This window comes from Pantoea sp. B270 (genome assembly GCF_018726825.1).
GTDB classification, from domain to species: domain Bacteria; phylum Pseudomonadota; class Gammaproteobacteria; order Enterobacterales; family Enterobacteriaceae; genus Pantoea; species Pantoea dispersa.
On the sequence record NZ_JAHCSX010000001.1, the window covers coordinates 1710308 to 1735092 of the forward strand.

At 57.5% G+C, this 24785-nt stretch carries 22 protein-coding genes and 1 riboswitch; of the genes, 10 read left to right on the top strand and 12 right to left on the bottom strand.

The genetic code is table 11. The annotated features are described in order from the left end of the window. Positions 1-38: 38 nt before the first annotated feature. Together KOL70_RS08245 and KOL70_RS08250 are read left to right on the top strand one after the other, a co-directional pair. Positions 39-1499 carry a mannitol dehydrogenase family protein gene (locus KOL70_RS08245; RefSeq protein WP_132465114.1) on the top strand — a complete coding sequence of 487 codons (1461 nt, stop codon included), beginning with the start codon at positions 39-41 and terminating at the stop codon, positions 1497-1499. Positions 1500-1598: 99 nt separating this feature from the next. After that, a complete protein-coding gene (locus KOL70_RS08250) occupies positions 1599-2285 on the top strand; it encodes a GntR family transcriptional regulator (RefSeq protein WP_021509299.1) in 687 nt (228 codons plus the stop codon). Between the two features lie 205 nt (positions 2286-2490). On the opposite strand, the gene fbaB is transcribed toward KOL70_RS08250, so the two are convergent. The 3 genes from fbaB to thiM form a co-directional block, all read right to left on the bottom strand. Beyond that, the gene (fbaB, locus tag KOL70_RS08255; RefSeq protein ID WP_058757271.1) at positions 2491-3543 is read right to left on the bottom strand and encodes a class I fructose-bisphosphate aldolase; all 1053 of its coding nucleotides are present in this window, start codon (positions 3541-3543) and stop codon (positions 2491-2493) included. A 146-nt stretch (positions 3544-3689) separates the two neighbouring features. Then, entirely contained in the window at positions 3690-4490 is an 801-nt protein-coding gene (gene thiD, locus KOL70_RS08260) for a bifunctional hydroxymethylpyrimidine kinase/phosphomethylpyrimidine kinase (protein WP_215480494.1), read from the bottom strand. Beyond that, the gene (gene thiM / locus KOL70_RS08265) at positions 4487-5272 is read right to left on the bottom strand and encodes a hydroxyethylthiazole kinase (RefSeq protein ID WP_215480495.1); all 786 of its coding nucleotides are present in this window, start codon (positions 5270-5272) and stop codon (positions 4487-4489) included. The genes thiD and thiM overlap by 4 nt, the downstream gene beginning before the upstream one ends. 33 nt (positions 5273-5305) lie before the next feature. Further along, positions 5306-5402, bottom strand: a riboswitch (TPP riboswitch). A gap of 346 nt (positions 5403-5748) precedes the next feature. Here thiM and KOL70_RS08270 point away from each other — a divergent pair. Then, on the top strand, positions 5749-5946 hold the full coding sequence (locus tag KOL70_RS08270; RefSeq protein ID WP_021509295.1) for a hypothetical protein: 198 nt from the start codon (positions 5749-5751) through the stop codon (positions 5944-5946). A 52-nt stretch (positions 5947-5998) separates the two neighbouring features. On the opposite strand, the gene ahpF is transcribed toward KOL70_RS08270, so the two are convergent. Together ahpF and ahpC are read right to left on the bottom strand one after the other, a co-directional pair. Further along, the gene (ahpF, locus tag KOL70_RS08275) at positions 5999-7567 is read right to left on the bottom strand and encodes an alkyl hydroperoxide reductase subunit F (RefSeq protein ID WP_125309730.1); all 1569 of its coding nucleotides are present in this window, start codon (positions 7565-7567) and stop codon (positions 5999-6001) included. A 70-nt stretch (positions 7568-7637) separates the two neighbouring features. Then, positions 7638-8201: an alkyl hydroperoxide reductase subunit C gene (gene ahpC, locus KOL70_RS08280; RefSeq protein ID WP_010617942.1), complete on the bottom strand. Its 564-nt coding sequence runs from the start codon at positions 8199-8201 to the stop codon at positions 7638-7640. Positions 8202-8491: 290 nt separating this feature from the next. Here ahpC and KOL70_RS08285 point away from each other — a divergent pair, with 290 nt between their 5' ends. Next, positions 8492-8935: a GNAT family N-acetyltransferase gene (locus KOL70_RS08285; protein ID WP_215480496.1), complete on the top strand. Its 444-nt coding sequence runs from the start codon at positions 8492-8494 to the stop codon at positions 8933-8935. Positions 8936-8938: 3 nt separating this feature from the next. Here KOL70_RS08285 and apbC read toward each other — a convergent pair whose 3' ends face one another. After that, positions 8939-10051: an iron-sulfur cluster carrier protein ApbC gene (gene apbC, locus KOL70_RS08290; RefSeq protein WP_058757266.1), complete on the bottom strand. Its 1113-nt coding sequence runs from the start codon at positions 10049-10051 to the stop codon at positions 8939-8941. Positions 10052-10213: 162 nt separating this feature from the next. Here apbC and metG point away from each other — a divergent pair, with 162 nt between their 5' ends. Next, positions 10214-12247, top strand: a complete 2034-nt coding sequence (gene metG / locus KOL70_RS08295; protein WP_215480497.1) for a methionine--tRNA ligase — start codon at positions 10214-10216, stop codon at positions 12245-12247. 730 nt (positions 12248-12977) lie between these two features. On the opposite strand, the gene KOL70_RS08300 is transcribed toward metG, so the two are convergent. Continuing rightward, positions 12978-13325 carry an endonuclease domain-containing protein gene (locus KOL70_RS08300; protein ID WP_104093093.1) on the bottom strand — a complete coding sequence of 116 codons (348 nt, stop codon included), beginning with the start codon at positions 13323-13325 and terminating at the stop codon, positions 12978-12980. 151 nt (positions 13326-13476) lie between these two features. Between KOL70_RS08300 and KOL70_RS08305 the strand changes: the two genes are divergently transcribed. The 5 genes from KOL70_RS08305 (at position 13477) to sanA (ending at position 18281) form a co-directional block, all read left to right on the top strand. Continuing rightward, positions 13477-13860 (top strand): CidA/LrgA family protein, encoded by a 384-nt coding sequence (locus KOL70_RS08305; RefSeq protein WP_021509289.1) that lies wholly within the window; start codon positions 13477-13479, stop codon positions 13858-13860. Next, entirely contained in the window at positions 13853-14545 is a 693-nt protein-coding gene (locus tag KOL70_RS08310; protein WP_104093092.1) for a CidB/LrgB family autolysis modulator, read from the top strand. Before KOL70_RS08305 ends, KOL70_RS08310 begins: the two co-directional genes overlap by 8 nt. Before the next feature lie 124 nt (positions 14546-14669). Further along, a complete protein-coding gene (gene cdd, locus KOL70_RS08315; protein WP_058769940.1) occupies positions 14670-15566 on the top strand; it encodes a cytidine deaminase in 897 nt (298 codons plus the stop codon). Between the two features lie 158 nt (positions 15567-15724). Then, positions 15725-17422: an NAD-dependent malic enzyme gene (locus KOL70_RS08320; protein WP_215480498.1), complete on the top strand. Its 1698-nt coding sequence runs from the start codon at positions 15725-15727 to the stop codon at positions 17420-17422. A gap of 139 nt (positions 17423-17561) precedes the next feature. Beyond that, a complete protein-coding gene (sanA, locus tag KOL70_RS08325; RefSeq protein WP_104093252.1) occupies positions 17562-18281 on the top strand; it encodes an outer membrane permeability protein SanA in 720 nt (239 codons plus the stop codon). 190 nt (positions 18282-18471) lie between these two features. Here the strand turns inward: sanA and mglC are convergent, their stop codons facing one another. The 5 genes from mglC to yeiB form a co-directional block, all read right to left on the bottom strand. Continuing rightward, complete coding sequence (mglC, locus tag KOL70_RS08330) at positions 18472-19482, bottom strand: galactose/methyl galactoside ABC transporter permease MglC (RefSeq protein ID WP_021509284.1); 1011 nt, start codon at positions 19480-19482, stop codon at positions 18472-18474. An 18-nt stretch (positions 19483-19500) separates the two neighbouring features. After that, on the bottom strand, positions 19501-21021 hold the full coding sequence (gene mglA / locus KOL70_RS08335) for a galactose/methyl galactoside ABC transporter ATP-binding protein MglA (protein WP_021509283.1): 1521 nt from the start codon (positions 21019-21021) through the stop codon (positions 19501-19503). A gap of 71 nt (positions 21022-21092) precedes the next feature. Next, positions 21093-22088: a galactose/glucose ABC transporter substrate-binding protein MglB gene (gene mglB, locus KOL70_RS08340; protein ID WP_021509282.1), complete on the bottom strand. Its 996-nt coding sequence runs from the start codon at positions 22086-22088 to the stop codon at positions 21093-21095. 308 nt (positions 22089-22396) lie between these two features. After that, positions 22397-23437, bottom strand: a complete 1041-nt coding sequence (galS, locus tag KOL70_RS08345; RefSeq protein ID WP_058757261.1) for an HTH-type transcriptional regulator GalS — start codon at positions 23435-23437, stop codon at positions 22397-22399. Between the two features lie 141 nt (positions 23438-23578). Then, a complete protein-coding gene (gene yeiB, locus KOL70_RS08350; protein ID WP_058757260.1) occupies positions 23579-24739 on the bottom strand; it encodes a DUF418 domain-containing protein YeiB in 1161 nt (386 codons plus the stop codon). Between the last annotated feature and the right edge of the window lie 46 nt (positions 24740-24785).

Consider the following 24785-nt stretch of genomic DNA (forward strand, 5'->3'; position numbering starts at 1 on the left):
CGGGGCGCCGCGCGCCCCGTTTGCCACAAGGATTATGCATGTTACAACCCGATCGCCTTCCCGCTGACGTACAGCGCCCCCGTTACGACCGCAGCCAGCTGAAAACCCGCATGGTGCACATCGGTTTTGGTGCCTTTCACCGCGCGCATCAGGCGCTGGCCACTGACCAACTGGCGCAGCACGGCAGCGACTGGGGCTACTGCGAAGTGAATCTCAACAGCGGCGCGCTGATCGCCGCTCTGCGCCAGCAGGATTTGCTGTACAGCGTGACCGAAATGGCCGACGACAGCCTGCACACGCGCATTGTTGGCGTAATTACCCAGGCGCTGCACGCGAAAAGTGACGGTATTGAGGCGGTGATTGAAGCGATGAGCCAGCCGGAAATCGCCATCGTGTCGATGACGGTCACGGAAAAAGGCTACTGTTCGCTGCCGTCGAGCGGCCAGCTCGACCTGACGCATCCGGACATCGTGCACGATGTGGCGCACCCTGACGCGCCGCGCTCGCTGCCCGGCGTGATCCTGGCGGCGATTGAACGCCGTCGCCAGCGCGATCTGCCGCCGTTTAGCGTGATGTCGTGTGACAACATGCCGGAGAACGGCCACGTTACGCGCAATGTGATAACCCAGCTGGCGCAGCGTCGCAGCCCGGCGCTGGCGGATTACATTCAGACCCACCTCACCTTTCCCTCAACCATGGTGGATCGCATCGTACCGGCGATGACCGATGAGGCTTTCGCGACGCTGGAAGCGCGGCTGGGCAGTCGCGATCCGGTGGCGGTGGAGGCCGAACCTTTTTTCCAGTGGGTAATTGAAGATAACTTCGTCAGCGGCCGCCCGGCGTGGGAACAGGCCGGTGCAGAGCTGGTGCGTGATGTGCTGCCGTATGAAGAGATGAAGCTGCGCATGCTCAACGGCAGCCACTCGTTCCTGGCTTATCTCGGCTACCTGGCCGGGTATCAGCACATCAGCGATTGCATGGCCGATGCCAATTTTCGTCAGGCGGCGCGCGCGCTGATGCTGCAGGATCAGGCACCCACGCTGCGCACGCAGGATGTCGATTTGGTCGCCTATGCCGACTCGCTGATCGCCCGTTACGAAAACCGGGCGATTAAACATCGCACTTATCAAATCGCCACCGATGGTACCCAGAAGCTGCCACAGCGCCTGCTGGATAGCGTGCGCTGGCATCTGCGTAACGGGACGGCCTGTGATTATCTGCTGCTGGGCGTAGCAGGCTGGATGCGCTATATCAGCGGCGTCGATGAGCAGGGTGCGGCGATTGAGATTCGCGATCCGCTCAGCGCACAGCTGGCCAGCATTGTTGCCAATAGCGAGGATGGCCCGCAGCGCGTTGAGGCCTTACTGCGCCTGCAGGCGGTGTTCGGCGACGATTTACGTTATCACTCAGTGTTTGTTACGCGGCTTACCGAGCTGTATCAGCAGCTGCGGCTTACCGGTGCACGCGCCACGGTGCAGGCGCTGGTCACAGAAGGCTAAGCCGCCTGCACAAATGTGTAGCGCAGACGCAGCGTGCTGATTAGACTGACGCTTTCTCATCGGGCTGGCGGCGGCCAGCCGTAATACGGATATTGCTGCATGTCGATTGCCTATACCATAACCACCAGCGAACCGGTAAATCAGCAGATTTATCGCTATCTGCGGAAGGATATCGTGACCTGCGTGATCCATCCGGGCTCGCTGCTGTCGGAGAAAGAAGTGTCGGCGCGCTTCAACGTGTCGCGGCAGCCGGTGCGGGAAGCCTTCATCAAACTGGCGGAAGCCGGTCTGGTGCAGGTTCTGCCGCAGCGCGGCACCTTCGTGCGCAAAATCTCCGCCCAGCGCGTGGCCGACGGCCGTTTCATCCGTGAAGCGGTGGAGATCGCCGTGGTTCGCCGCGCCGCGCTGGAGATCGCTGCCACCGGACTGATGGCGCTGGAACACAATCTGCAGCTGCAGCGTCTGGCAGCGGAACGCCACGACAGCCAGGCGTTTCTGGCGCTCGACGATGAGTTTCACCGGTTGATTGCCGAAGGCATTGACTGTCTGCTGGCGTGGGAAACGGTGGAGAACATTAAAGCGACGATGGACCGCGTGCGCTTTCTGACGCTAAGCGAAGTGTCGCCGCCGGAGAGCCTGATTCAGCAGCACGAAGAGATTTTTGCCGCGCTGAAAGCGCAAGATGCCGATGCGGCGGAGAAGGCGATGCGGCGACATCTGCAGGAGATGATTCTGACCATCACGCCGATTGCTGAGCGCAACAGCGAATGGTTTGAAGGGCCGTAGTGCTGTGGGGTGAGCTTGCGGTGGGGTGCGGTGCGGTGCGGTTTGATACGGTGCGGTGTGATGCCCTCACCCCGGCCCTCTCCCACCGGGAGAGGGAGCTGTTCCAGCTAGTCTTCAATAATTAACTCTGAAAACCGCACATTTCTGTCCCCTCTCCCGCCTGCGGGAGAGGGCTAGGGTGAGGGGGAAAAAGCCCCTCACACCATCAGGCAATCGTCACATCCTTTGCCAGATACACATCCTGCACCGCATTAATCAGCGCCACGCCCTCTTTCAGCGACTTCTTAAACGCCTTGCGCCCGAGAATCAGCCCCATGCCGCCGGCGCGTTTGTTGATCACCGCCGTACGCACCGACTCTGCCACATCGGTCGCACCGGCTGAAGCACCGCCGGAGTTAATCAGCCCGGCGCGGCCCATGTAGCAGTTGGCCAGCTGGTAGCGCACCAGATCGATCGGATTCTCACTGGTCAGCTTGCTGTACACGCGCTCATCGGTGTGACCAAACTTCACCGCGTTATAACCGCCGTTATTCTCCGCCATTTTCTGCTTCACAATGTCGGCACCAATGGTGGCCGCCAGATGGTTAGCCTGACCGGTTAAATCGGCGCTGGCGTGATAATCCACCCCATCCTTCTTGAAATCGTTGTTGCGCAGATAAGCCCACAGCACCGTCACCATGCCCAGCTCGTGCGCGCGCTCGAAGGCCGCTGCAATTTCCTCGATCTGCCGGCGCGACTGCTCAGAACCAAAATAGATGGTGGCGCCGACCGCAACCGCGCCCATGTTGAACGCCTGCTCGACGCTGGCGTACAGCGTCTGGTCATACTGCGTGGGATAGCTCAGGGTTTCGTTATGGTTCAGCTTGACCATAAACGGAATGCGGTGCGCGTAGCGACGTGACACGGAGGCCAGCACGCCATAGGTTGATGCCACACAGTTACAGCCGGCTTCAATCGCCAGCTCGACGATATTCTTCGGGTCGAAATAGGCTGGATTGGCAGCGAACGAGGCGCCAGCAGAGTGTTCCACGCCCTGATCCACCGGCAGAATCGACAGATAGCCGGTACCCGCCAGACGGCCGGTGTTGTAGAGCGTCTGCATATTGCGCAGTACCGCAGGAGAACGATTGTTATCAATCATCACGCGATCGACATAATCCGCGCCCGGCAAATAAAGGCTGTCCGCTGGAATGGTCATGCAGCGATGTTGAAGAAGCGTATCCGCCTCTTTACCCAATAACTGTACGATGTCCGTCATGTTCGCTCCTGATAAATGGCTGGAAAAGAACCGGCACCTGCCGATTCGCCCCCACAGCCTGGACCGAAACGCGCCAGGCTGGCAAATTGCTGACTCCATTTTTCAGACGGATACGCAGTGAAAAAACGGCAATCTGGCGTTACGCCCTACCACCACTGATGGAAATGATGCACCGGCCCAATGCCGTGGCCGACCTCGAGCGAATCGGCGTGCAGCAGCGCCTGCTGCAGCCAGGCCTTGGCCTCCGCTACGGTGCCCGCCCAGTCCGCATGGCGCGGTCGCAATGCCGCCAGCGCCGCCGACAGCGTGCAGCCGGTGCCGTGCGTATGACGGGTGTTAACGCGCGGCGCGGTAAAGCGCTGGCGGCCGGCACGAGTGATCAGCCAGTCCGGGCTTTCCGCATCGCTGAGATGACCGCCCTTCATCAGCACCGCTTCACAGCCCAGCTCCAGCAGCGCATCGCCCTGCTGCAGCATAGTCGCTTCGTCCTGCGCCATGCGGCAACCCAGCAGCGCCGCGGCTTCCGGCAGGTTGGGTGTGATCAGCGATACCTGCGGCAGCAGCCGTTCACGAATGCTGGCTACCGCATCGGGCGACAGCAGCGCATCGCCGCTTTTGGCAATCATCACCGTATCCAGCACCACAAACGGCAGGCTGGCGCGTTTCAGCTTCTCTGCCACCACCTCGACGATCGCCGTCTCCGCCAGCATACCGATTTTGGCGGCGTCAATGCGCACGTCGTTCAGCACCGAGTCGAGCTGCGCCGCAACAAATGCCGGTTCGATGCGATACACCGACTGCACGCCGCGGGTGTTCTGTGCCACCAGCGCGGTAATCACGCTGGTGCCGTACGCGCCGAGCGCCGAAAACGCTTTCAGATCGGCCTGGATACCTGCGCCGCCGCTGGGGTCGGTGCCAGCAATAGTCAGGGCATTAATGCGTTTCATGCCGCCACCTCCAGCGTCCAGAGCGCATCGAGAAAAGCGGCGACGAAGCTGCCCGGCCCTGCCACGCTGCGCGCGGCCTGCTCACCGGCCAGCGACATCAAGCGGCAGGCCGCTGCCACGTGCTGGATACGCTCGCCCGGCAGGCTGCTGCACGCCGCGACTACGGCGGATAGCGCACAACCGGTGCCGACCACGCGCGTCATCAGCGGGCTGCCGCCGGGAATCGCCAGCGTATGGCGGCCATCGGTGACGTAATCGACTTCGCCGGTTACCGCAACGATAGTCGTGCAGCGTTGCGCCAGCTGCTGCGCGGCGTTCAGTGCGGCATCGGCCTGATGCACGCTATCCACACCGCGTCCGCCCGTGGCCTGGTGGGCTAAGGCGAGAATCTCTGAAGCGTTGCCGCGAATGGCCGCCGGTCGCAGGCTCAGCAGCTGCTGACAGAATTCCGTACGCAGGGTTAGCGCGCCTACCGCCACCGGATCGAGCGTCCACGGTGTGCCGGCCTGGTTAGCGGCCTGTACCGCCGCCAGCATCGCATCGCGGCGCTCACGGGTTAAGGTACCGACGTTGATCAGCAGCGCATCGGCAAAACCGGCAAACTGCGCCGCTTCATCGCCATCAATCACCATCGCGGGCGAAGCCTGCAGTGCCAGCAGCACGTTGGCGGTAAAAGTTTGCACCACGTCGTTGGTCATACAGTGCACCAGCGGTGCCTGCTGCCGCAGCAGTTGCAGAGAGTGCGCGAGTTGCGCCGGGGAAAGAGGGTCAGGCTGTGTCATAAGGCTCCCAACCGGCAATCAGGAAGGCGAATGCGGTCAGGCATCTGACTTCCCTACGCTGGCATTATCCAGATCAGGTATTACGGGTATTTCTCAGCCTTCACAAAGAAGGGCACCCCGAGTCATGCACGTCCGTGTCAGACGTGCCTTCACAGCATAAAGGGTCAGCTTAAAGTTGTAAATCCTGCGGCAGGGGCACTTTTTTTTGCCGGACAACGATAAGCAAAAATACGTGCGCCATCAATTTTCATAATTTTTTGATCATCAGGAAAATATAAACAATTCGACGGAGATCAATTTTCCCAAAAGCCCTAAAATTCATCAGGATAGTTAATTTAATCTGCCGGGGCAGTATGCGGGAAATAAACAGAAGAAAGCGCGCAACTTGATTAATATCAAACCGGCCGGCGGCGTAACACGGCCTAATTCCCTTCCGGATTTGAAGACCGCTGTTTCACCTTCACCCGGAATCGCTAATGACTTTATTCAGTTTTCTTCCGCACGCGCATCACTGGCACAATATCACCATTTCCCGTCAAGGCGCCGTTGCACCCGGCGGCCGTTACCGGTACTCCACGTACCTCGAAGCCGAATGCAAACGCTGCGGCGAGCGCATCCATAAAATTTATTATCGCGATATCAGCGATGAACAGGCGCGTCGCTGGCTGGGATAAAAAAAAGCCCCGCAACACAGGTTGCAGGGCGCTTGCGTGGCTATCGCAAAACTTATTCAGCCGGTTTGGTGCGGATCAGGTAATCAAACGCGCTCAGTGACGCTTTGGCCCCTTCCCCGCTGGCAATGATAATCTGCTTGTACGGCACCGTGGTGCAGTCGCCGGCGGCAAATACGCCTTTCAGGCTGGTTTCGCCTTTGGCGTCGATCAGGATCTCGCCCATGCGGTTGCGCTCTACCGCGCCTTCCAGCCAGTTGGTGTTGGGCAGCAGGCCAATCTGTACGAAGATACCGCTCAGCGCCAGTTCGTGGCTGGTCTGGTTATTGCGGTCGATGTACGTCAGACCGGTAACTTTACTGCCGTCGCCTTTCACTTCGGTAGTCTGCGCGTTGAGGATCACATCGACATTTTTCAGGCTGCGCAGTTTATCCTGCAGCACTTTATCGGCGCGCATTTCGCTGGCGAACTCCAGCAGCGTAACGTGCTCGACAATACCGGCCAGATCGATGGCCGCTTCAACGCCGGAGTTACCGCCGCCGATCACCGCCGTGCGTTTGCCTTTAAACAGCGGGCCGTCACAGTGCGGGCAGTAGGTCACACCTTTGGTGCGATACTGCTCTTCGCCTGGAACGCCCATGTTGCGCCAGCGTGCGCCGGTAGCAATGATGATGCTGCGTGATTTCAGCACTGCGCCGGAAGCGGTTTCGATGGCGTGCAGACCGCCCTCTTTCGCTGCCGGAATCAGCTTGATGGCGCTCTGGGTGTCGATCACGTCAACGTCATAGTCATTAACGTGCGCACGCAGGGAACCGGCGAGCTTCGCCCCTTCGGTTTTCGGCACGGAGATGTAGTTTTCAATGTCAACGGTGTCCAGCACCTGGCCGCCAAAGCGCTCGCCCATCAGTCCGGTACGAATACCTTTACGCGCCGAGTAGATGGCCGCCGCAGCGCCCGCCGGGCCGCTGCCGACGATCAGCACTTCATAGGCGTCACGCTTGTTCAGCTCTTCAGCCGCACGCTTATCCGCGTTGGTGTCTACCTTACCGACGATTTCTGCCAGGCTCATGCGCCCCTGACCGAACTCTTTGCCGTTGAGGTAAACCGCCGGCACGCCCATGACGTTGCGTTCGGTGATCTCGTTCTGGAACATGCCACCGTCGATGGCGGTATGACGGATGCGCGGGTTGAGCACCGCCATCAGGTTCAGCGCCTGTACCACGTCAGGACAGTTGTGGCACGACAGAGAATAATAGGTTTCGAAATGCAGGTCGCTGTCCAGCGCAACAACCTGATCCAGCAGGCTCTGCGCCTCTTTCGACGGATGTCCACCGGTCTGCAGCAGTGCCAGCACCAGTGAGGTAAATTCGTGGCCCATTGGCGAACCGGCAAAGCGCGGACCGCTGTGGCTGCCTGGGTTAGTAATCAGGAATGATGGCTTACGTACCGGTTGCTCGTTCTCTTCACGGAAGCTGACTTTATCAGACAGACTCGCGATATCGGTCAGCAGAGTACGGATCTCTGCGGATTTTGCGCCATCGTCCAGTGTGGCAATCAACTCAACCGGTTTCGTTAGTTTCTCAAGATAGGCCTTGAGCTGGGTTTTTAAATTGGTGTCGAGCATAGTGAGTTCCTGTGAAGAAAATCGGGTGCCGCAGCACCCGATGGAAGAAAGATCAAAGGGCGTAGGTGACTTAGATTTTGCCAACCAGGTCCAGTGATGGAGCCAGCGTTGCGTCGCCTTCTTTCCATTTAGCCGGGCAAACTTCACCTGGGTGAGAAGCCACGTACTGAGCCGCTTTCACTTTACGCAGCAGGTCAGACGCGTCACGGCCGATGCCTTCTGCAGTGATTTCGATGGCCTGGATGATGCCTTCCGGGTCAACGATGAAAGTACCGCGGTCAGCCAGACCTTCTGCTTCACGCATGATTTCGAAGTTACGGGTCAGAGCACCGGTCGGGTCGCCGATCATCGCGTACTGGATTTTCGCAATGGTGTCTGAAGAACCGTGCCAGGCTTTGTGGGTAAAGTGCGTGTCAGTTGAAACGGAGTAGATGTCTACGCCCAGTTTCTGGAACTCTTCGTAGTGGTCTGCCACGTCACCCAGTTCAGTCGGGCATACAAAGGTGAAGTCAGCCGGGTAGAAGAAGAAAACACTCCATTTACCTTCAACGTCTTTCTCGGTTACGTCGATGAATTCGCCGTTTTTGAATGCAGCGTTTTTGAACGGTTTGATTTTGGTATTGATGATAGACATGGGTGACCTCCGTTAAAAAGATGTGATGCAGGCTACATAATTTTCGGGCCAACTTCTAATATGCAGACGTTATCAATCAGATAATCAAAAGCTATCAAAGTGCCGACGCCAGATTTGATGCGGCTTGCCGCGGCATTCTACACAGAAAAGCCGCAGAGTTAACAGGCTTTATCTTTGCGCGCGGCAACTGCTATTTTTTTATAAACATTCAATCATCTTTGCTGCACGATTCAACTGCGTGCGCAACGCCGCTAAAAAACGTGCCCGCTTACTCGTCATGGAGTCTGGAAGTGAAAATTCGTCTTTTTGAAGAAGCCGACCGCCCTTTTCTACGCACGCTGTATCTCGCGGCGCGCCGTCATAACTGGACATGGCTGGCCGGCGACGACTGGCAGCTGGAAGATTTCGACGCGATTATTCCCGGTGAAACGGTACTGGTGGCGGAGGTCGACGGCCACCGCGCAGGCTTTGCCGGCGTGATGGATAACGATAATTTTCTGCACAGTTTGTATGTTGATCCGGCCTTTCAGGGCCAGGGCGTCGGCAGTGCGCTGCTGAACGCGGTGCAGCAGCGTTTTACCTCCACCGGCGCGCTGAAATGTCTGCTACAGAACGAAGCGGCGCTGCAGTTTTATCAGCAGCACGGCTGGCAGCGCGAAGCGCTGGGAGAGAGCGAACAGGGCCAATACGTGTTGATGCACCTGCCGCTGGCGTCGCGCACCAGCGGCAGCTAAGGCTTAAACCGCGCGGAAGGCGATGTCGCCCGGAATCACCTCACCCTGCCAGTAAAGCTGGGCGGCAACCCGGCCCGCAAGTTCACGATACAGCGCGGTGAATTCACTCTCCGGACGGCGAATCACGGTCGGTTCACCGTCGTCGAGATCTTCGCGCAGATTAATGTGCAGCGGCAGCTGAGCCAGCAGGCGGGTGTGATAATCCTCAGCCAGCTTCTGCGCACCGCCAGTACCAAAAATCGGCTCGTGATGGCCGCATTCGCTGCAGATGTGCATGCTCATGTTTTCCACCACACCCAGCACCGGCACGCTGACTTTTTCGAACATCACCATGCCCTTGCGCGCATCAATCAGCGCAATGTCCTGCGGCGTGGTCACCACCAGCGCGCCGGTCACCGGCACGTTCTGCGCCAGCGTCAGCTGAATGTCACCGGTGCCCGGCGGCATATCCAGAATCAGGTAATCGAGATCCGGCCACAGCGTTTCGTTCAGCAGCTGCATCAGCGCCTTGCTGGCCATCGGTCCGCGCCACACCATGGCGTTATCGTCGGTCACCAGATAGCCGATAGAGTTAGTTGCCAGACCGTGCGCCATGATCGGCGCCATGTGCGTGCCATCCGGCGAGGTGGGACGCTGCTTTTCGGTGCCGAGCATGTCCGGGATCGACGGACCGTAAATATCCGCATCAAGAATACCGACGCGCGCGCCTTCGGCCGCCAGCGCCAGCGCCATATTCACGGCGGTGCTGGATTTGCCCACGCCACCTTTACCGGAGCTGACGGCGACGATGTTTTTCACCCCGTTGACGCCCGGCTGATTTTTCACGCGTTTCAGGGTGGCGATGTCATGACGCAGCCGCCAGTCGATGGCGCGCGTGTTGGTCAGGCGCAGCAATTCCGCGCTGGTCTGGGCTTTCAGCGCCTCAAACGCGCTGGCCCAGGCAAATGGCATCACCAGTTCAATGTGCAGCTTGTCGTCGAGCAGCGCCACATGGCGCAGCGCTTTGAGGGTAGTCAGATTGTGTTGCAGCGTCGGATGCTCAAACTCGCTCAGCACGCCGATAACCACGGCGCGCAACGCTTCAGGTGAATGATGGTCCCGGGATTGTGCGGTCATCCCAACTCCTTATTTAGTCATGACGCCAGACGATGGCGGTGCGCCATCAATCATATCAGATAGGCGCTAAAAGTGACGTGGCCGAGCTGCTGTGTTTACGCCAGAGGGTGCTTCGGTTAACATCTAAGCCCGATTTTTTATTCACGGAATGCTACGCAAATTATGACTCAAGTCGCTAAAAAACTACTGGTAACGTGCGCCCTGCCGTACGCAAACGGCTCTATCCACTTAGGTCACATGCTTGAACACATTCAGGCTGACGTGTGGGTCCGTTACCAGCGAATGCGTGGCAATCAGGTGTTCTTCATCTGTGCGGACGACGCCCACGGCACGCCGATCATGCTGAAAGCCCAGCAGTTGGGTATCGCGCCGGAGCAGATGATTGCGGAAATGAAGCAGGAGCATGAGACCGATTTCGCAGGTTTCAACATCAGCTATGACAATTATCACTCCACGCACGGCGACGAAAACCGCCAGCTGTCTGAGCTGATTTACACGCGCCTGAAAGAGAACGGTTTCATTAAAAACCGCACCATTTCGCAGCTGTACGATCCGGAAAAAGGCATGTTCCTGCCTGACCGCTTCGTCAAAGGCACCTGTCCGAAATGTAAATCGCCCGATCAGTACGGCGATAACTGCGAAGTGTGCGGCGCGACCTACAGCCCGACCGAGCTGATTGAGCCGAAATCGGTGGTGTCAGGTGCGACGCCGGTGATGCGCGATTCTGAACACTTCTTCTTCGATCTGCCATCCTTCAGCGCGATGCTGCAGGCGTGGACGCGCTCCGGTGCGCTGCAGGAGCAGGTGGCGAACAAGATGCAGGAGTGGTTTGAAGCCGGTCTGCAACAGTGGGATATCTCCCGCGATGCGCCGTACTTCGGCTTCGAAATCCCTGGTGCGCCGGGCAAATACTTCTACGTCTGGCTGGATGCGCCTATCGGCTACATGGGGTCGTTTAAGAACCTGTGCGACAAACGCGGCGACATCGATTTCGACGAGTTCTGGAAGAAAGATTCCAGCACCGAGCTGTATCACTTCATCGGCAAAGACATCGTCTATTTCCACAGCCTGTTCTGGCCAGCGATGCTGGAAGGCAGCAATTTCCGCAAGCCGACCAACCTGTTTGTGCATGGTTATGTCACGGTGAACGGCGCGAAGATGTCGAAATCGCGCGGTACCTTCATCAAAGCCAGCACCTGGCTGCAGCATCTTGATGCCGACAGCCTGCGCTACTACTACGCGGCCAAGCTCTCTTCGCGCATCGACGATATTGACCTTAATCTGGAAGATTTCGTCCAGCGCGTGAACGCTGACATCGTTAATAAAGTGGTGAACCTCGCCTCACGCAACGCCGGCTTTATCACCAAACGCTTTAACGGCCAGCTGGCAAGCGAACTGGCGGATCCGGCGCTGTATCAGACCTTTGTTGATGCGTCAGAGAAGATTGGTGAAGCCTGGGCCAGCCGCGAATACAACCGTGCGATCCGCGAGATCATGGCGCTGGCCGACCTGGCCAACCGCTACGTTGACGAGCAGGCACCGTGGGTGGTGGCGAAACAGGAAGGCCGCGATGCCGACCTGCAGGCGATTTGCTCAATGGGTATCAACCTGTTCCGCGTGCTGATGACCTGGCTGAAGCCGGTGCTGCCGTCGCTGAGCGAGCGCACAGAAGCCTTCCTGCAAAGCGAACTGAGCTGGGATGGCATTGCGCAGCCGCTGCTCAACCACAACGTAGCGCCGTTTAAAGCGCTGTATGGTCGTATTGAGATGGCAAAAGTGGAGGCGCTGATTGCGGCTTCGAAAGAGGACGCAGCGGCGGCGAACCAGCCGGCGGCAAGCGGTCCACTGGCCGATGCACCGATTGGCGAGACCATCACCATTGATGACTTCGCCAAAGTCGACATGCGCGTGGCGCTGATCGAGCAGGCTGAGCTGGTAGAAGGTTCCGATAAGCTACTGCGTCTGCAGCTGGATCTGGGTGGCGAGAAGCGCCAGATTTTCTCTGGCATTCGCGCCGCTTATCCGGATCCGTCGGTGCTGGTGGGCAAGATGACCATCATCGTCGCCAACCTGGCTCCGCGCAAAATGCGTTTCGGCGTGTCCGAAGGCATGGTGCTGTCTGCCGGGCCTGGCGGCAAAGACCTGTTTGTGCTGTCAGTGGATAGCGGTGCCCAGCCGGGTATGCCGGTTAAGTAAGGGTAGGTGCGCGCTGGCCCTCACCCTAACCCTCTCCCGCCTGCGGGAGAGGGAACCGCTGAGTGCGGGGTTTGGGTTCAGAGCCAGGCCTGCACCTCGTTCGATTGCCTCCCTCTCCCGCTTTTGCCGGTGGGACCGAACAGCGCACGTTGTTAACCTTGTATCAAACCTGCACATAGCAAAATCCCGCACAAGACTACCCCCTCTCCCGCCTGCGGGAGAGGGCTGGGGTGAGGGGAAAACCGCACCGCGCTCATCGCGCTAACATCAGACAGCGATAAATCTCCGCCATCACCACCTCAAACTCATTAAACTCCTGATGATTCCAGAAGCGCAGCTTTGTGCTGACAGTGGATAGCGGTGCCCAGCCGGGTATGCCGGTGAAGTAAAGGTCAGTGCGCGCTGGCCCTCACCCTACCCCTCTCCCGCTTACGGGAGAGGGAACCGTTAAGTGCGGGGTCTGGGTTCAGAGCCAGGCCTGCACATAGCAAAACACCGCACAAGACTACCCCCTCTCCCGCCTGCGAGAGAGGGAACCGCTGAGTGCGGGCTCTGGGTTCAGAGCCAGGCCTGCACCTCGTTCGCTTGTCTCATTCTCCCGCATTGAAAGGGCCGAACAGCGCACGTTGTTACCCATGTATCAAACCTGCACATAGCAAAACCCCGCGCAAGACTACCCCCTCTCCCGCCTGCGGGAGAGGGCTGGGGTGAGGGGAAAACCGCACCGCGCTCATCGCGCCAGCATCAGACAGCGATAGATCTCCGTCATCACCGCCTCGAACTCATTAAACACCTGATGATTCCAGAAGCGAATAACGCGCCAGCCGCAGCACCGTAAATACGCCGTGCGCCGGGCATCGTAAGCCTGCTCTTCAGGCATATTGTGCTGTCCGCCATCTATTTCCACGATCAGCGATTGCTCAACGCAGGCAAAATCAACGATGTACCCTCCTACTGGATGCTGGCGGCGAAACTTCGCGCCACACACATTTCGGTTGCGTAAATAGCGCCATAGTTTTTGCTCCGCTTGCGGCATCGCCTTTCGCAGCGCGCGCTGCGGTTGCACGGTGTGGTTCATCGCTGCTCCTTCGCTCTGGCAACCAGCTTACGCCGCTTTACTCAGCTTCAAAGCAGAGGTGTTGAAATCCTGAATCTGCATTCCAGTGTGATCGCTAGCACGCTAAGCGCTTAATGCGTATGATGAAGCGCCACGAAAACAGGAGCCTGACATGCCCACCGTGCTATCTGCCTGCTGGCGCTATCTGCGCGCCTTTGCCATTGTCTATGCCGCGCTGTATGCCGGCAACGGCCTTGCTGCCCTGCTGCCATTTACCATTCCCGGCAGCATCCTTGGCATGCTGTTACTGTTTGCCCTGCTGGCGCTGCAGATTATCCCGGTAACGTGGGTGAAACCCGGCTGTCAGCTGTTGATCCGCTACATGGCGCTGCTGTTTGTGCCGATCAGCGTTGGCGTGATGGGCTACACCGATATCCTCAGCGCACAGTTTGGCCCGATTGTCGTCTCCTGCATGGTCAGCACCCTGCTGGTATTACTGATTGTCGGCCTGAGCGCCGAGCGCCTGCAGCGTCCGAAGGAGTCCGGCCATGAGTGACGCCTGGTGGTCACTGCCGCTTACCGTGGTGGCGTATCTGCTGGCACGCCGTCTGGCAGCCAGAATTAACCTCTCCATTGTCAATCCACTGCTGGTGGCCATGGCGATCATTATTCCACTGCTGCTGCTGACGCACCTGCCCTACGCGCGCTATTTCGCTGGCAGCGCGCTGCTTAATCAGCTGCTGCAGCCCGCCGTGGTGGCGCTGGCGCTGCCGCTGTATGAGCAGATGCACCAGATTCGCGCGCGCTGGAAAACCATTATCAGCGTCTGCTTTATCGGCAGCATTACCGCCATGGTGTCCGGCACGGCGATCGCGCTGTGGATGGGGGCGACTCCGGAAATCGCAGCCACCATCCTGCCGAAGTCGGTGACCACGCCCATCGCCATGGCAGTGTCGAGCTCGCTACACGGTATTCCCGCCATCAGCGCCATTTGTGTATTGATTGCTGGCGTGCTGGGCGCGGTGTTTGGTCACATGCTGCTGAATCTGTTTAAAGTGCGCAGCAAGTCCTCACGCGGGCTGGCGATTGGCAACGCGTCACATGCGCTCGGCACCGCGCGCGCCGCGGAGATTGACTATCAGGAAGGCGCCTTCAGCTCACTGGCGCTGGTAATCTGCGGCATCATCACCTCGTTACTGGCGCCTTTCATTTTTCCTTTGCTGATGCGCTTACTGGGGTAAAACTTGCGAGAGATCTCGCAAAGTTGAAACAAGCCAATCAGCTTGCATTGTCATAGCGACATGGATCACATATAAACCTTGAGGCGGCGCTTCGCCGCTGACGAGTTAATGAGGCCATAACATCATGCATGCACGATTCACTTCCGCTTTCTCTGCCCTGCCCGCTACGCTGCAGAGCGCGCTTCAGCCGCTGCTGGACGCCGCTGATTTTCACGGCGTGCTGCGACCGCAGGAGGTGACTCAGCTGCAACAGGCAACCGGTCTGGATGATGATGCGCTGGCACTCGCACTGCTGCCGATTGCCGCCTGTTGTGCCGTGGCACCGGTTTCGCACTTTAACGTGGGCGCTATTGCGCGCGGCATCAGTGGCCACTGGTACTTCGGTGCCAACATGGAGTTTTTACATGCGCCATTGCAGCAAACGGTCCACGCCGAGCAGAGCGCAGTCACGCATGCCTGGCTGCGGGGCGAAGCGCAGCTGGCGACTATTACCGTCAACTACACGCCGTGCGGACACTGCCGCCAGTTTATGAATGAACTCAATAGCGGTACGGCGATTCGCATCAGCCTGCCGGGCCGCGCGGTCAGCACGCTGGCCGACTATTTACCCGATGCCTTTGGCCCGGCCGATCTCAATATCAGTGAACGGCTGCTGACGCCGGTCGACCACGGTTTCCTGCCGCAGGGCGATGCGCTGCAGCAGGCCGCGATTGATGCCGCCAGCCGCAGCCATGCACCTTACAGCCAGAGTTATAGCGGCGTGGCGTTGCAGAGCCGCAGCGGCCAGATTTACCCCGGGCGCTATGCCGAAAATGCCGCTTTCAACCCGAGCCTGCCGCCATTACAGGCCGCGTTGATTCTGATGAATATGCACAACGAAGCGCTGGAGGAGATTCAGCAGGCAGTGCTGGCAGAAAGCGCCGACGCCACGCTGAGCCAGTTTGATGCCACGCGCACCACCCTCGCCGCGCTCGGCTGCAGCAATTTCTCAGTTACTTTAGTTTCGAAACCAACAGTTTAGTGATCCTTTTACCGCTTTTGTGACCTTCTATTAACAAAAGCTGTACATCTGCAGGAATTTTCATAGGATCGGGCGCCAGAACTTCACAATAAACGGGTCTGGCGTTACCTTCTTGCTGGCGACACGTCAGAAAACACTGCAACCGGAGCAAACACTGCATGGAACTCGAGTACGAAAGTAAACGTCCGCTGTATATTCCTTACGCGGGTCCGATCCTGCTGGAATTTCCGCTGTTGAACAAAGGCAGCGCCTTCTCGCTGGAAGAACGTAACGAATTTAACCTCAATGGCCTGCTGCCAGACGCCGTAGAAACCATCGAAGAGCAGGCCGAGCGCGCCTGGCGTCAGTTCCTGGACTTCAAAAACAATAACGACAAGCACGTCTACCTGCGCAACATCCAGGACACCAACGAAACGCTATTCTATCGCCTGCTTGACAACCACCTGGAAGAGATGATGCCGATCATCTACACCCCAACGGTTGGCGCGGCCTGCGAGCACTTCTCAGAAATCTACCGTCGCGCGCGCGGGGTGTTTATCTCCTATAACAACCGCGACCGCATTGAAGACATGCTGCAAAACGCCACCAAGCAGAATGTCAAAGTCATCGTGGTCACCGACGGCGAGCGTATTCTCGGCCTCGGCGACCTGGGCATTGGCGGCATGGGCATTCCTATCGGTAAGCTGTCGCTGTACACCGCGTGCGGTGGCATCAGCCCGGCCTACACCCTGCCGGTGGTGCTGGATGTCGGCACCAATAATCAGCAACTGCTGAACGATCCGCTCTACATGGGCTGGCGCCATCCGCGCATTACCGGCGAAGAGTACGAAGCCTTCGTTGATGAATTCATTCAGGCGGTGAAGCGCCGCTGGCCAAACGTGCTGCTGCAGTTTGAAGATTTCGCGCAGAAAAACGCCATGCCGCTGCTGGAGCGTTACCGCGATGAGATCTGCTGCTTCAATGATGATATTCAGGGCACGGCCGCTGTCACGGTGGGCACGCTGATCGCCGCCAGCCGCGCTGCAGGCAGCCGTCTGTGCGAGCAGAAAGTGGTGTTCCTCGGTGCCGGTTCCGCCGGCTGCGGTATCGCCGAACAGATCGTCGCACAGATGAAATCTGAAGGCCTGAGCGATGATGAAGCGCGCGCGCGCGTGATGATGGTAGACCGTTTCGGCCTGCTCACTGACAAATTGCCTAACCTGCTCGATTTCCAGAGCAAGCTGGTGCAGAAGAGCGACAATCTGAAAGACTGGGACGTCACCAGCGATTCGATTTCACTGCTCGACGTGGTGCGCAATGCCCGGCCGGATATCCTGATCGGCGTTTCCGGCCAGCCGGGACTGTTCACCGAAGAGATCATTCGCGAGATGCACAAGCACTGCAAACGCCCGATCGTGATGCCGCTCTCGAACCCGACCTCACGTGTGGAAGCGACCCCGGCAGATATTATCGCCTGGACCGACGGTGACGCGCTGGTCGCCACCGGCAGCCCGTTTGCACCGGTCACCTGGAAAGGCAAAACCTACCCGATTGCCCAGTGCAACAACTCCTATATCTTCCCGGGTATCGGTCTCGGCGTGATCGCTGCCGGCGCCACCCGCGTAACGGATTCGATGCTGATGACCGCCAGCCGCGCGCTGGCTGACTGCTCACCGCTGGTTAACGACGGTGAAGGTCCGGTGCTGCCAGAGATTAAGGACATCCAGGGCGTCTCCAAAGTGATCGCCATTGAAGTGGGCAAAGCGGCGCAGCTGGCGGGCGTGGCAGTGGTCACCTCCGAGGACGTACTGTCGAAAGCCATCAACAACAACTTCTGGCTGCCGCAGTATCGTCACTACCGCCGTACCTCGATTTAATTGCAGACCGACGCTGCCGCACGCTTCAGGTGCGGCAGCGCTTAAAAAAACGTCAGCCGACCGGCGCGAACTTGCTTAGCCGTGCCGCCTCAAGTAGCCTTGACCCATCTGAATTTTCGTCAACCGAGTGCCCGTGCGCATACTTAAACGCGTTTTCTTTGGTCTGTTTATCATCATCTTACTGGTGATGGCGACCGCGCTCGGCCTCGATCGCTGGATTAGCTGGCGAACCGCGCCGTTTATTTATGAAGATGTCGCTTCGCTGCCGCATCGCCAGGTCGGCGTGGTGTTGGGCACCGCCAAGTATTACCGCACCGGCGTCATCAATCAGTATTACCTGTATCGCATTCAGGGCGCGCTCAACGCTTACAACAGCGGCAAGGTGAATTATCTGCTGCTGAGCGGCGATAATGCGCTGCAGAGCTACAACGAGCCGATGACCATGCGACGCGATTTAATCAAAGCCGGCGTCGATCCCTCAGACATTGTGCTGGATTATGCCGGTTTCCGTACGCTGGATTCGATTGTGCGCACGCGTAAAGTCTTCGACACCAACGACTTTATCATTATTACCCAGCGCTTCCACTGTGAACGCGCGCTGTATATCGCCCAGCATCTGGGCATTCAGGCGCAGTGCTACGCCGTGCCGTCGCCCAAGAATATGCTGTCGGTGCGGTTCCGCGAGGTGGGTGCGCGCCTCGGTGCGCTGGCGGATCTCTATCTGATGAAGCGCGAGCCGCGTTTCCTTGGCCCGCTGGTGCCGATTCCGGCGGTGCATGAAGTGCCGGAAGATGCGCAGAGCTACCCGGCGGTCACACCGGAACAGTTGCTTGAGCTGGAAGAGAAGCTGCGGAAATAATCGGCGAGAGGCCAGCAGCCGGATCTGACGTTGGCGAGTTAAGCAGGATCGCGGCGATGCTGCCGGTGCGCATCAATGCGCACCCTACAAAATAGCGGCAATCCCTGCAAGTCTCACCGCTATTCTCAATGTGCAACAAAAACAACAAGGGCCGCGTTGCCGCAGCCCTGATGGTTAAACTTGTTCTCTGCTATTTCTTACGTGCGTATTTCAGCGAATCAAGCGCCACGGCGAAGATGATGATGCCGCCCTTGATGATGTACTGCCAGTACGGGTTCACGCCGATGTAGGTCAGACCGTAGTTGATGACGGTGAAGATGATCACACCGGTCACCACACCCGCGACGGTACCTACCCCGCCGGCGAACGACACGCCGCCCACCACGCAGGCTGCAATCGCATCCAGCTCATACATAAAGCCGAGGTTGTTAGTGGCGCTGCCGATACGGCCCGCTTCCAGCATCCCGCCGAAGGCATAGAACACGCCGGACAGCGCATACACCAGGATCAGGTTAAGCGGAACGTTAACGCCAGAGACTTTCGCCGCTTCCGGGTTACCGCCGATAGCAAAAATGTTTTTGCCGAAGCGGGTTTTATTCCACAGGATCCAGACGAACACGATGGCGATAATCGCATAGAAGGTGATGAACGACAGCTTGAAGTCGCCGAAGCGCAGGAAGCCCTGGGCAAACTTCGAGAAGCCAGCGTCAAAACCGGCAATCGGTGAAGCGCCCACGAAGTCGTAGTACAGCGAGTTGATGCCGTAAACGATGATCATGGTGCCCAGCGTGGTGATAAACGGCGTCACCTTCAGGTAAGCGATGATCACGCCGTTAACCAGACCAATCACGCCACCGATGATGCACACGGTCAGAATCACCAGCGGAATCGGCACGGTTTCCAGATGCGGGAACACCTTATTGGCGTTATCCATCGACTGCAGCAGCGTTGCTGCCACCACCGCCGCCAGACCCACCTGGCGACCCGCCGACAGGTCAGTGCCTTGGGTCACGATCAGACCGGCTACGCCGAGGGCGATAATAATACGGACCGATGACTGAGTCAGAATGTTACTCAGGTTCATCAGGCTTAAAAAGGTCGGATCCTGGAAAATAATAATCGCCAGCAGTACCAACAGGACAACATAAATGCCGCCCTCTTTTAACCAGGTTAGCGCATTCTTTTTAGTAGTCGCTTTCATGTTAAAGCCCTTGCTTCATTAAAGGTGTAATGACGCTAAACGCAGGATTTCATTCTGCGAGGTCGTTTTAGTATCGACAATGCCCGCTACCTGACCATTACTCATTACCAAAATACGGTCGGTAATGCCCAGCAGCTCTGGCATTTCAGAAGAGATAATAATGATGCCCTTTTCTTTTTTCGCCAGCTCCGAGATCAGCTGATAAATCTCGAATTTAGCGCCGACGTCAATACCGCGCGTCGGTTCATCAAGCATCAGTATTTCCGGCTGCGTCAATAACCAGCGACCAATAATGACTTTTTGCTGGTTACCGCCGGAGAGCGATCCAATTTGGGTATGATGGCCGGGTGTTTTCACCCGCATGGCATCAATGACCCACTGGGTATCGCTTTTCATGCGTTTATTATCCAGCAGACCCATACTGGATTTATATTTCTTGATATTGGAAATGAGCGAGTTAAAACCAATATCCAGGTAGGCATAAATCCCGGTGGAACGCCGCTCTTCCGTCACCAGCGCAAAACCATGGTTGATGGCTTCGTTGGCGCTGTGGTTATTAATCGCTTTACCGTGCAGTTTGATGGTGCCGCCCGACTTCTCACGGATACCAAATAAGGTTTCCACAATGTCAGTACGCTTGGCGCCCACCAGGCCGGCAATCCCCAGAATCTCGCCTTTGTGCAGGTCAAACGAGATATCACGGATCGATGGCTGGCGCAGCGAGGTCAGGTTGCGCACCTCAAGAATCACTTCACCCGGCACGTTAGTTTTGTCCGGGAAGCGCTGGTTGAGCGAACGGCCGACCATCATGGCGATGATCTTGTCCATGTCCAGCCCTTCCAGCGGCTGAGTGGCAATCCACTGGCCGTCACGCAGAATGGTGATCTCATCGCACAGCTGGAAAATCTCTTCCATTTTATGCGAAATATAAACAATACCGCAGCCGCGATCTTTCAGCTTACGGATAATGGTGAACAGGTGGTTAACTTCTTTTTCGGTCAGCGATGATGTGGGCTCATCCATAATGACGATTTTCGCGTCATAGGAAAACGCCTTGGCGATTTCAATCATCTGCATTTGTGATACTGAAAGCGTCGCGACTTTATCGCGCGGATCGATATCAATATCTAATTCATCAAAGATCGCTTTGGTATCACGATACATTTTATCCTGATCGACAAACGGACCTTTGCGCGGATAGCGCCCCAGCCACATGTTGTCCATTACGTTGCGCTGCAGCACCAGATTTAATTCCTGATGCACCATTGAAACGCCATTTTCCAGCGCCTCTTTGGAGGATTTGTAATCTATTTCCTCACCCTGAAACAGGATGCTCCCCGTATCCTTTTTATAAATCCCAAACAGGCATTTTAATAAAGTGGATTTACCGGCGCCGTTTTCACCCATTAAGGCATGGACGGAGTGCGGCCGCACTTTTAAATTCACATTATCTAAGGCTTTCACCCCTGGAAATGATTTCGAGACATTCGTCATCTCCAGCAGATATTCTCGCTGTGTGGTCGGATTCTCACTGGCCATAATTTACCTGGCTAAAAAAAGCGTTGGTCAGATGCAATAAGGCGCGGCAGAAAAGCCGCGCCCGGGACGAATTACTTCACAAACTGCGACAGGTTTTCTTTATCAACCGGTACGTACGGTACGCGTACTACTTTGCCATCCATCTTGAAGTTAGTACCTGCGGTTGGCTCTTTGCCATTGGCCAGGTTATTAGCAATGTCCAGCGTGGCTTTCGCCTGGTTTTCCGCATCGTTCAGCACGGTACCGGCCATCGCACCGGATTTCACCAGCGCCAGCGCTTCTGGCAGGGCGTCAACACCAAACACCGGAATGCTGGTTTTGTTGTGCGCCTTCAGCGCTTCAACCGCACCCATCGCCATCGCATCGTTGTTCGCGATGATTACTTCAATTTTGTTGGCGTTCGGGCCAGACAGCCAGGCATCCACTTTGTCTTTCGCCTGCGCGGTATCCCACATTGCAGTATCCATCGCCAGCTGCTGGGTTTTGATGCCGTCTTTGTTCAGGGTTTCGATGACGTATTTGGTACGTGCTTCGGCATCCGGATGGCCCGGTTCACCTTTCAGCAGCACGAACTGAATCTGACCGTCTTTGTTCAGATCCCAGGCTGGCGTAGCTTTCCAGTGTTTCTCGATCAGCTCACCCTGCTTGATGCCGGACTCTTTGGAGTCGGTACCGACATAGTAAGCTTTGTCGTAGCTGGCCAGCACTTTCGCGTTAGGCTCTTTGTTGAAGAACACCACCGGCACGTCGTTCGAGCGCGCTTTGTCGATCACCACTGCCGCAGCAGCCGGATCCACCAGGTTGATGGCCAGCGCTTTCACGCCTTTCGCCATCAGCACGTCAATCTGGTCGTTCTGTTTGGATTGGTCGTTCTGTGAGTCGTTCATCAGCAGCTGAATGCCGCCAACGGCTTTCGCCTCTTTTTCGATGTCCTTGCGCACCATCGACATGAAGTTGTCGTCATATTTATAAATTGTCACGCCAATGCGGGTATCGGCGGCGTGCGCAGTTGCACCAAACATCATGCTGGCAACCAGTGCTGTGAGCGTGAAAACCTTCTTATTCATGGTATCTCCGGTTTTTTTATGCAGGGTATTTCATCGCGCCGTATTGCCTGCGGGCAGACAGCGCAGTCGGTTGAAACGCTATTTTTTATGGGGCAGGCGCTGCTACCAAGCCGGACCACCATCGCTATCCTGACTTCCCTGTAGGTAAACGCTTCCTGAAGTGTGTTGTGAACCATTTCAATCGGCTACTGAAACCAGACCGGGGAAGGAAAGCCCGGCGTTACATAATGTTTCAGTCCGGTAAGACGCTGCCATCATAGTGAGCGCCATGTTAATTAACTGTGAATACAATCACAGATTGGAAACGGTTACACGGCGCTATCGCCTGAATTAGTGACCGACTCCACAATTTGCCGCTGCGCCACCGAATGGCGCCGCACCAGCGTAGGCATGAAGCAGTGCGCGGCGTGCGGATCGAGCGTGCCTGCTGCGCCCTGCAGGGCCAGCTCAGTCGCCAGTTTCGCCATAGAAACAATGGGATAGCGCACCGTGGTCAGTTGCGGGTCGGTGTAACGGGAAATGGGAATGTCATCGAAGCCGATGACAGAGAAATGCTGCGGTACCTGAATACCATTATCTTTCAGCGCGGTGAGTGCACCGGCCGCCATGCCATCGTTATAGGAGAACACCGCAGTGAGGTGCAGATTACGCCCCAGCAGCTCCACCATCGCGGCTTCACCGCCCTGCATGTCCGGTTCGGCATGCGCAATCCAGCCCTCCGGCGGGCGGATGCCCTGCTCCGCCAGTGCCTGCAGCCAGCCGTCGCGGCGCTGAGCCACGTCCTCAATCGGATGGCTGGAGCTGAGGTAACCAATGCGCTGATGGCCCTGCTGTAACAGCATGCGCGTCGCTACCTGCGCCCCGGTAACATTGTCGAGGCAGACGCAGCGGTGCTCGTAACCGGGAATAGTACGATTAATCAGTACCATACCGGGAACCTGATCCATAAACTGCGCCAGTTCCGCGTCTGTAAGCGTTTTCGCGTGCACCACCAGCGCGTTGCAGCGCTGGCGGATCAGCACCTCAATGGCATGACGTTCTTTCTCTTCCTGATGCCACGAATTGCTGATGAGCACATGCTTGTGCATGCGCTGCGCCACGGTATCCACCGCTTTAACCAGCGCACCAAAGAAGGGATCGGAAACGTCCATGACCACCACGCCGATGGTATCGCTCACCTGGGTAGCCAGCGCCTGCGCGTTGGCATTCGGCCGGTAGCCGAGCGATTCTACCGCCTGCAGCACGGCTTCGCGGGTATCAGAGGTGACTGCACTGCTGTTATTGAGCACCCGCGACACGGTGGCAACGGAAACCCCGGCCTGACGGGCGACATCACGAATCGTTATCATGCAGTTGTTCCACAGAGGAGAAAATGCGCGACTGGCGCGTAACGGCGCTATTCTGTCAGGGCATCGGAAACAGCTGCGTGAATTACGTCACACGGATGAAAACGGTTACATACAATTATGCAACCTTTGTGATGAACATCATTATCTGCCGGCGGACGCGTTATCCGCTTTTCCGGCGGCGAGCTGCGTCAGCCGGCGCCAGAGCCACTCCATCGGTCCCTGCGGGAAGACGCGCAGCCACAGCACGGAGAACAGAATATTGACCAGCCAGATGGCCGGTACAAAAGCCAGTAGCTGCAGGCGGTCAAATTTGAGGAACAGATCGAAGCGGTAGAACAGCGTGGTGCAGATCAGCGTCTGCAGCAGATAATTGCTCAGCGCCATGCGCCCGACGCACTGAATGGCGTAACTGAACCGCGTGGCGGCGATGGCCGGCCAGTAACCAAGACAGAGCGCAGCGTAGCCAAGGCTGATAAACGGACTGGCGAGATCGCGTGGCACCTGCAGGAAAAAGCCGCTCCAGCGAAATTCCCACTGTAGCAGCCACTGCGCCAGCACGCCGGGTATGGCAATCAGCCAGCCGATGGTCAGTAACAGCGCCGCCGCGCGTCGGTAGTGTTGCAGACTAAACTGGCCGCTCAGCCAGCCGCTGCGCATCAGCGCGGCACCGATCAGCATCAGCCCGGCCAGCTGCCAGCCATACTGCGAAGCCAGCGCCATCAGGCCGGATGACAGGTGTTCGAGGCGATTCTGCACCGCTTCCCAGCCACCGACCAGTTTCCAGTAGCTCTCATACTCCAGATCTGCCGCGCCCGGCAGCCACGAACGCGTCGGCTGCGGACTGGAGATGACGCCAAACACCAGCAGCACGGCACAGCCCACCAGATAGAGCAGCACGCCGGTATGTAATAGCGCCCGCTCCGACGGCACGTCACGCAGCATGCGCCAGACAATCAACCCAATCAGGCCATAATCCAGCAGGATGTCGCCTTCCCACAGGAACACCGCGTGGATGAACCCGATGAAGACCAGCAGCGTTAAGCGTGAGGAGATCCAGCGGCTGCCGCGCGGCACCTGCAGGGCCAGTCCGGCACCAAACAGCAGCGCAAACAGCGTCAGGAATTTTAGCTGCGCCAGACCATCCATGATTGCCCAGGTCCAGGCATCAGAAACGGAGGCTTCACCCTGCCAGGCCGGATTGAGATAGGCCGCCGAGGGCAGACCAAAGCCGACGATATTCAGCAGCAATATGCCGAGAATGGCGCAACCACGAATGAAATCCAGCGCGAGATAGCGTTGCATCGAGTGCCCTGACGGTGAGAGGAACACGGGCGACAACGACGCCGCC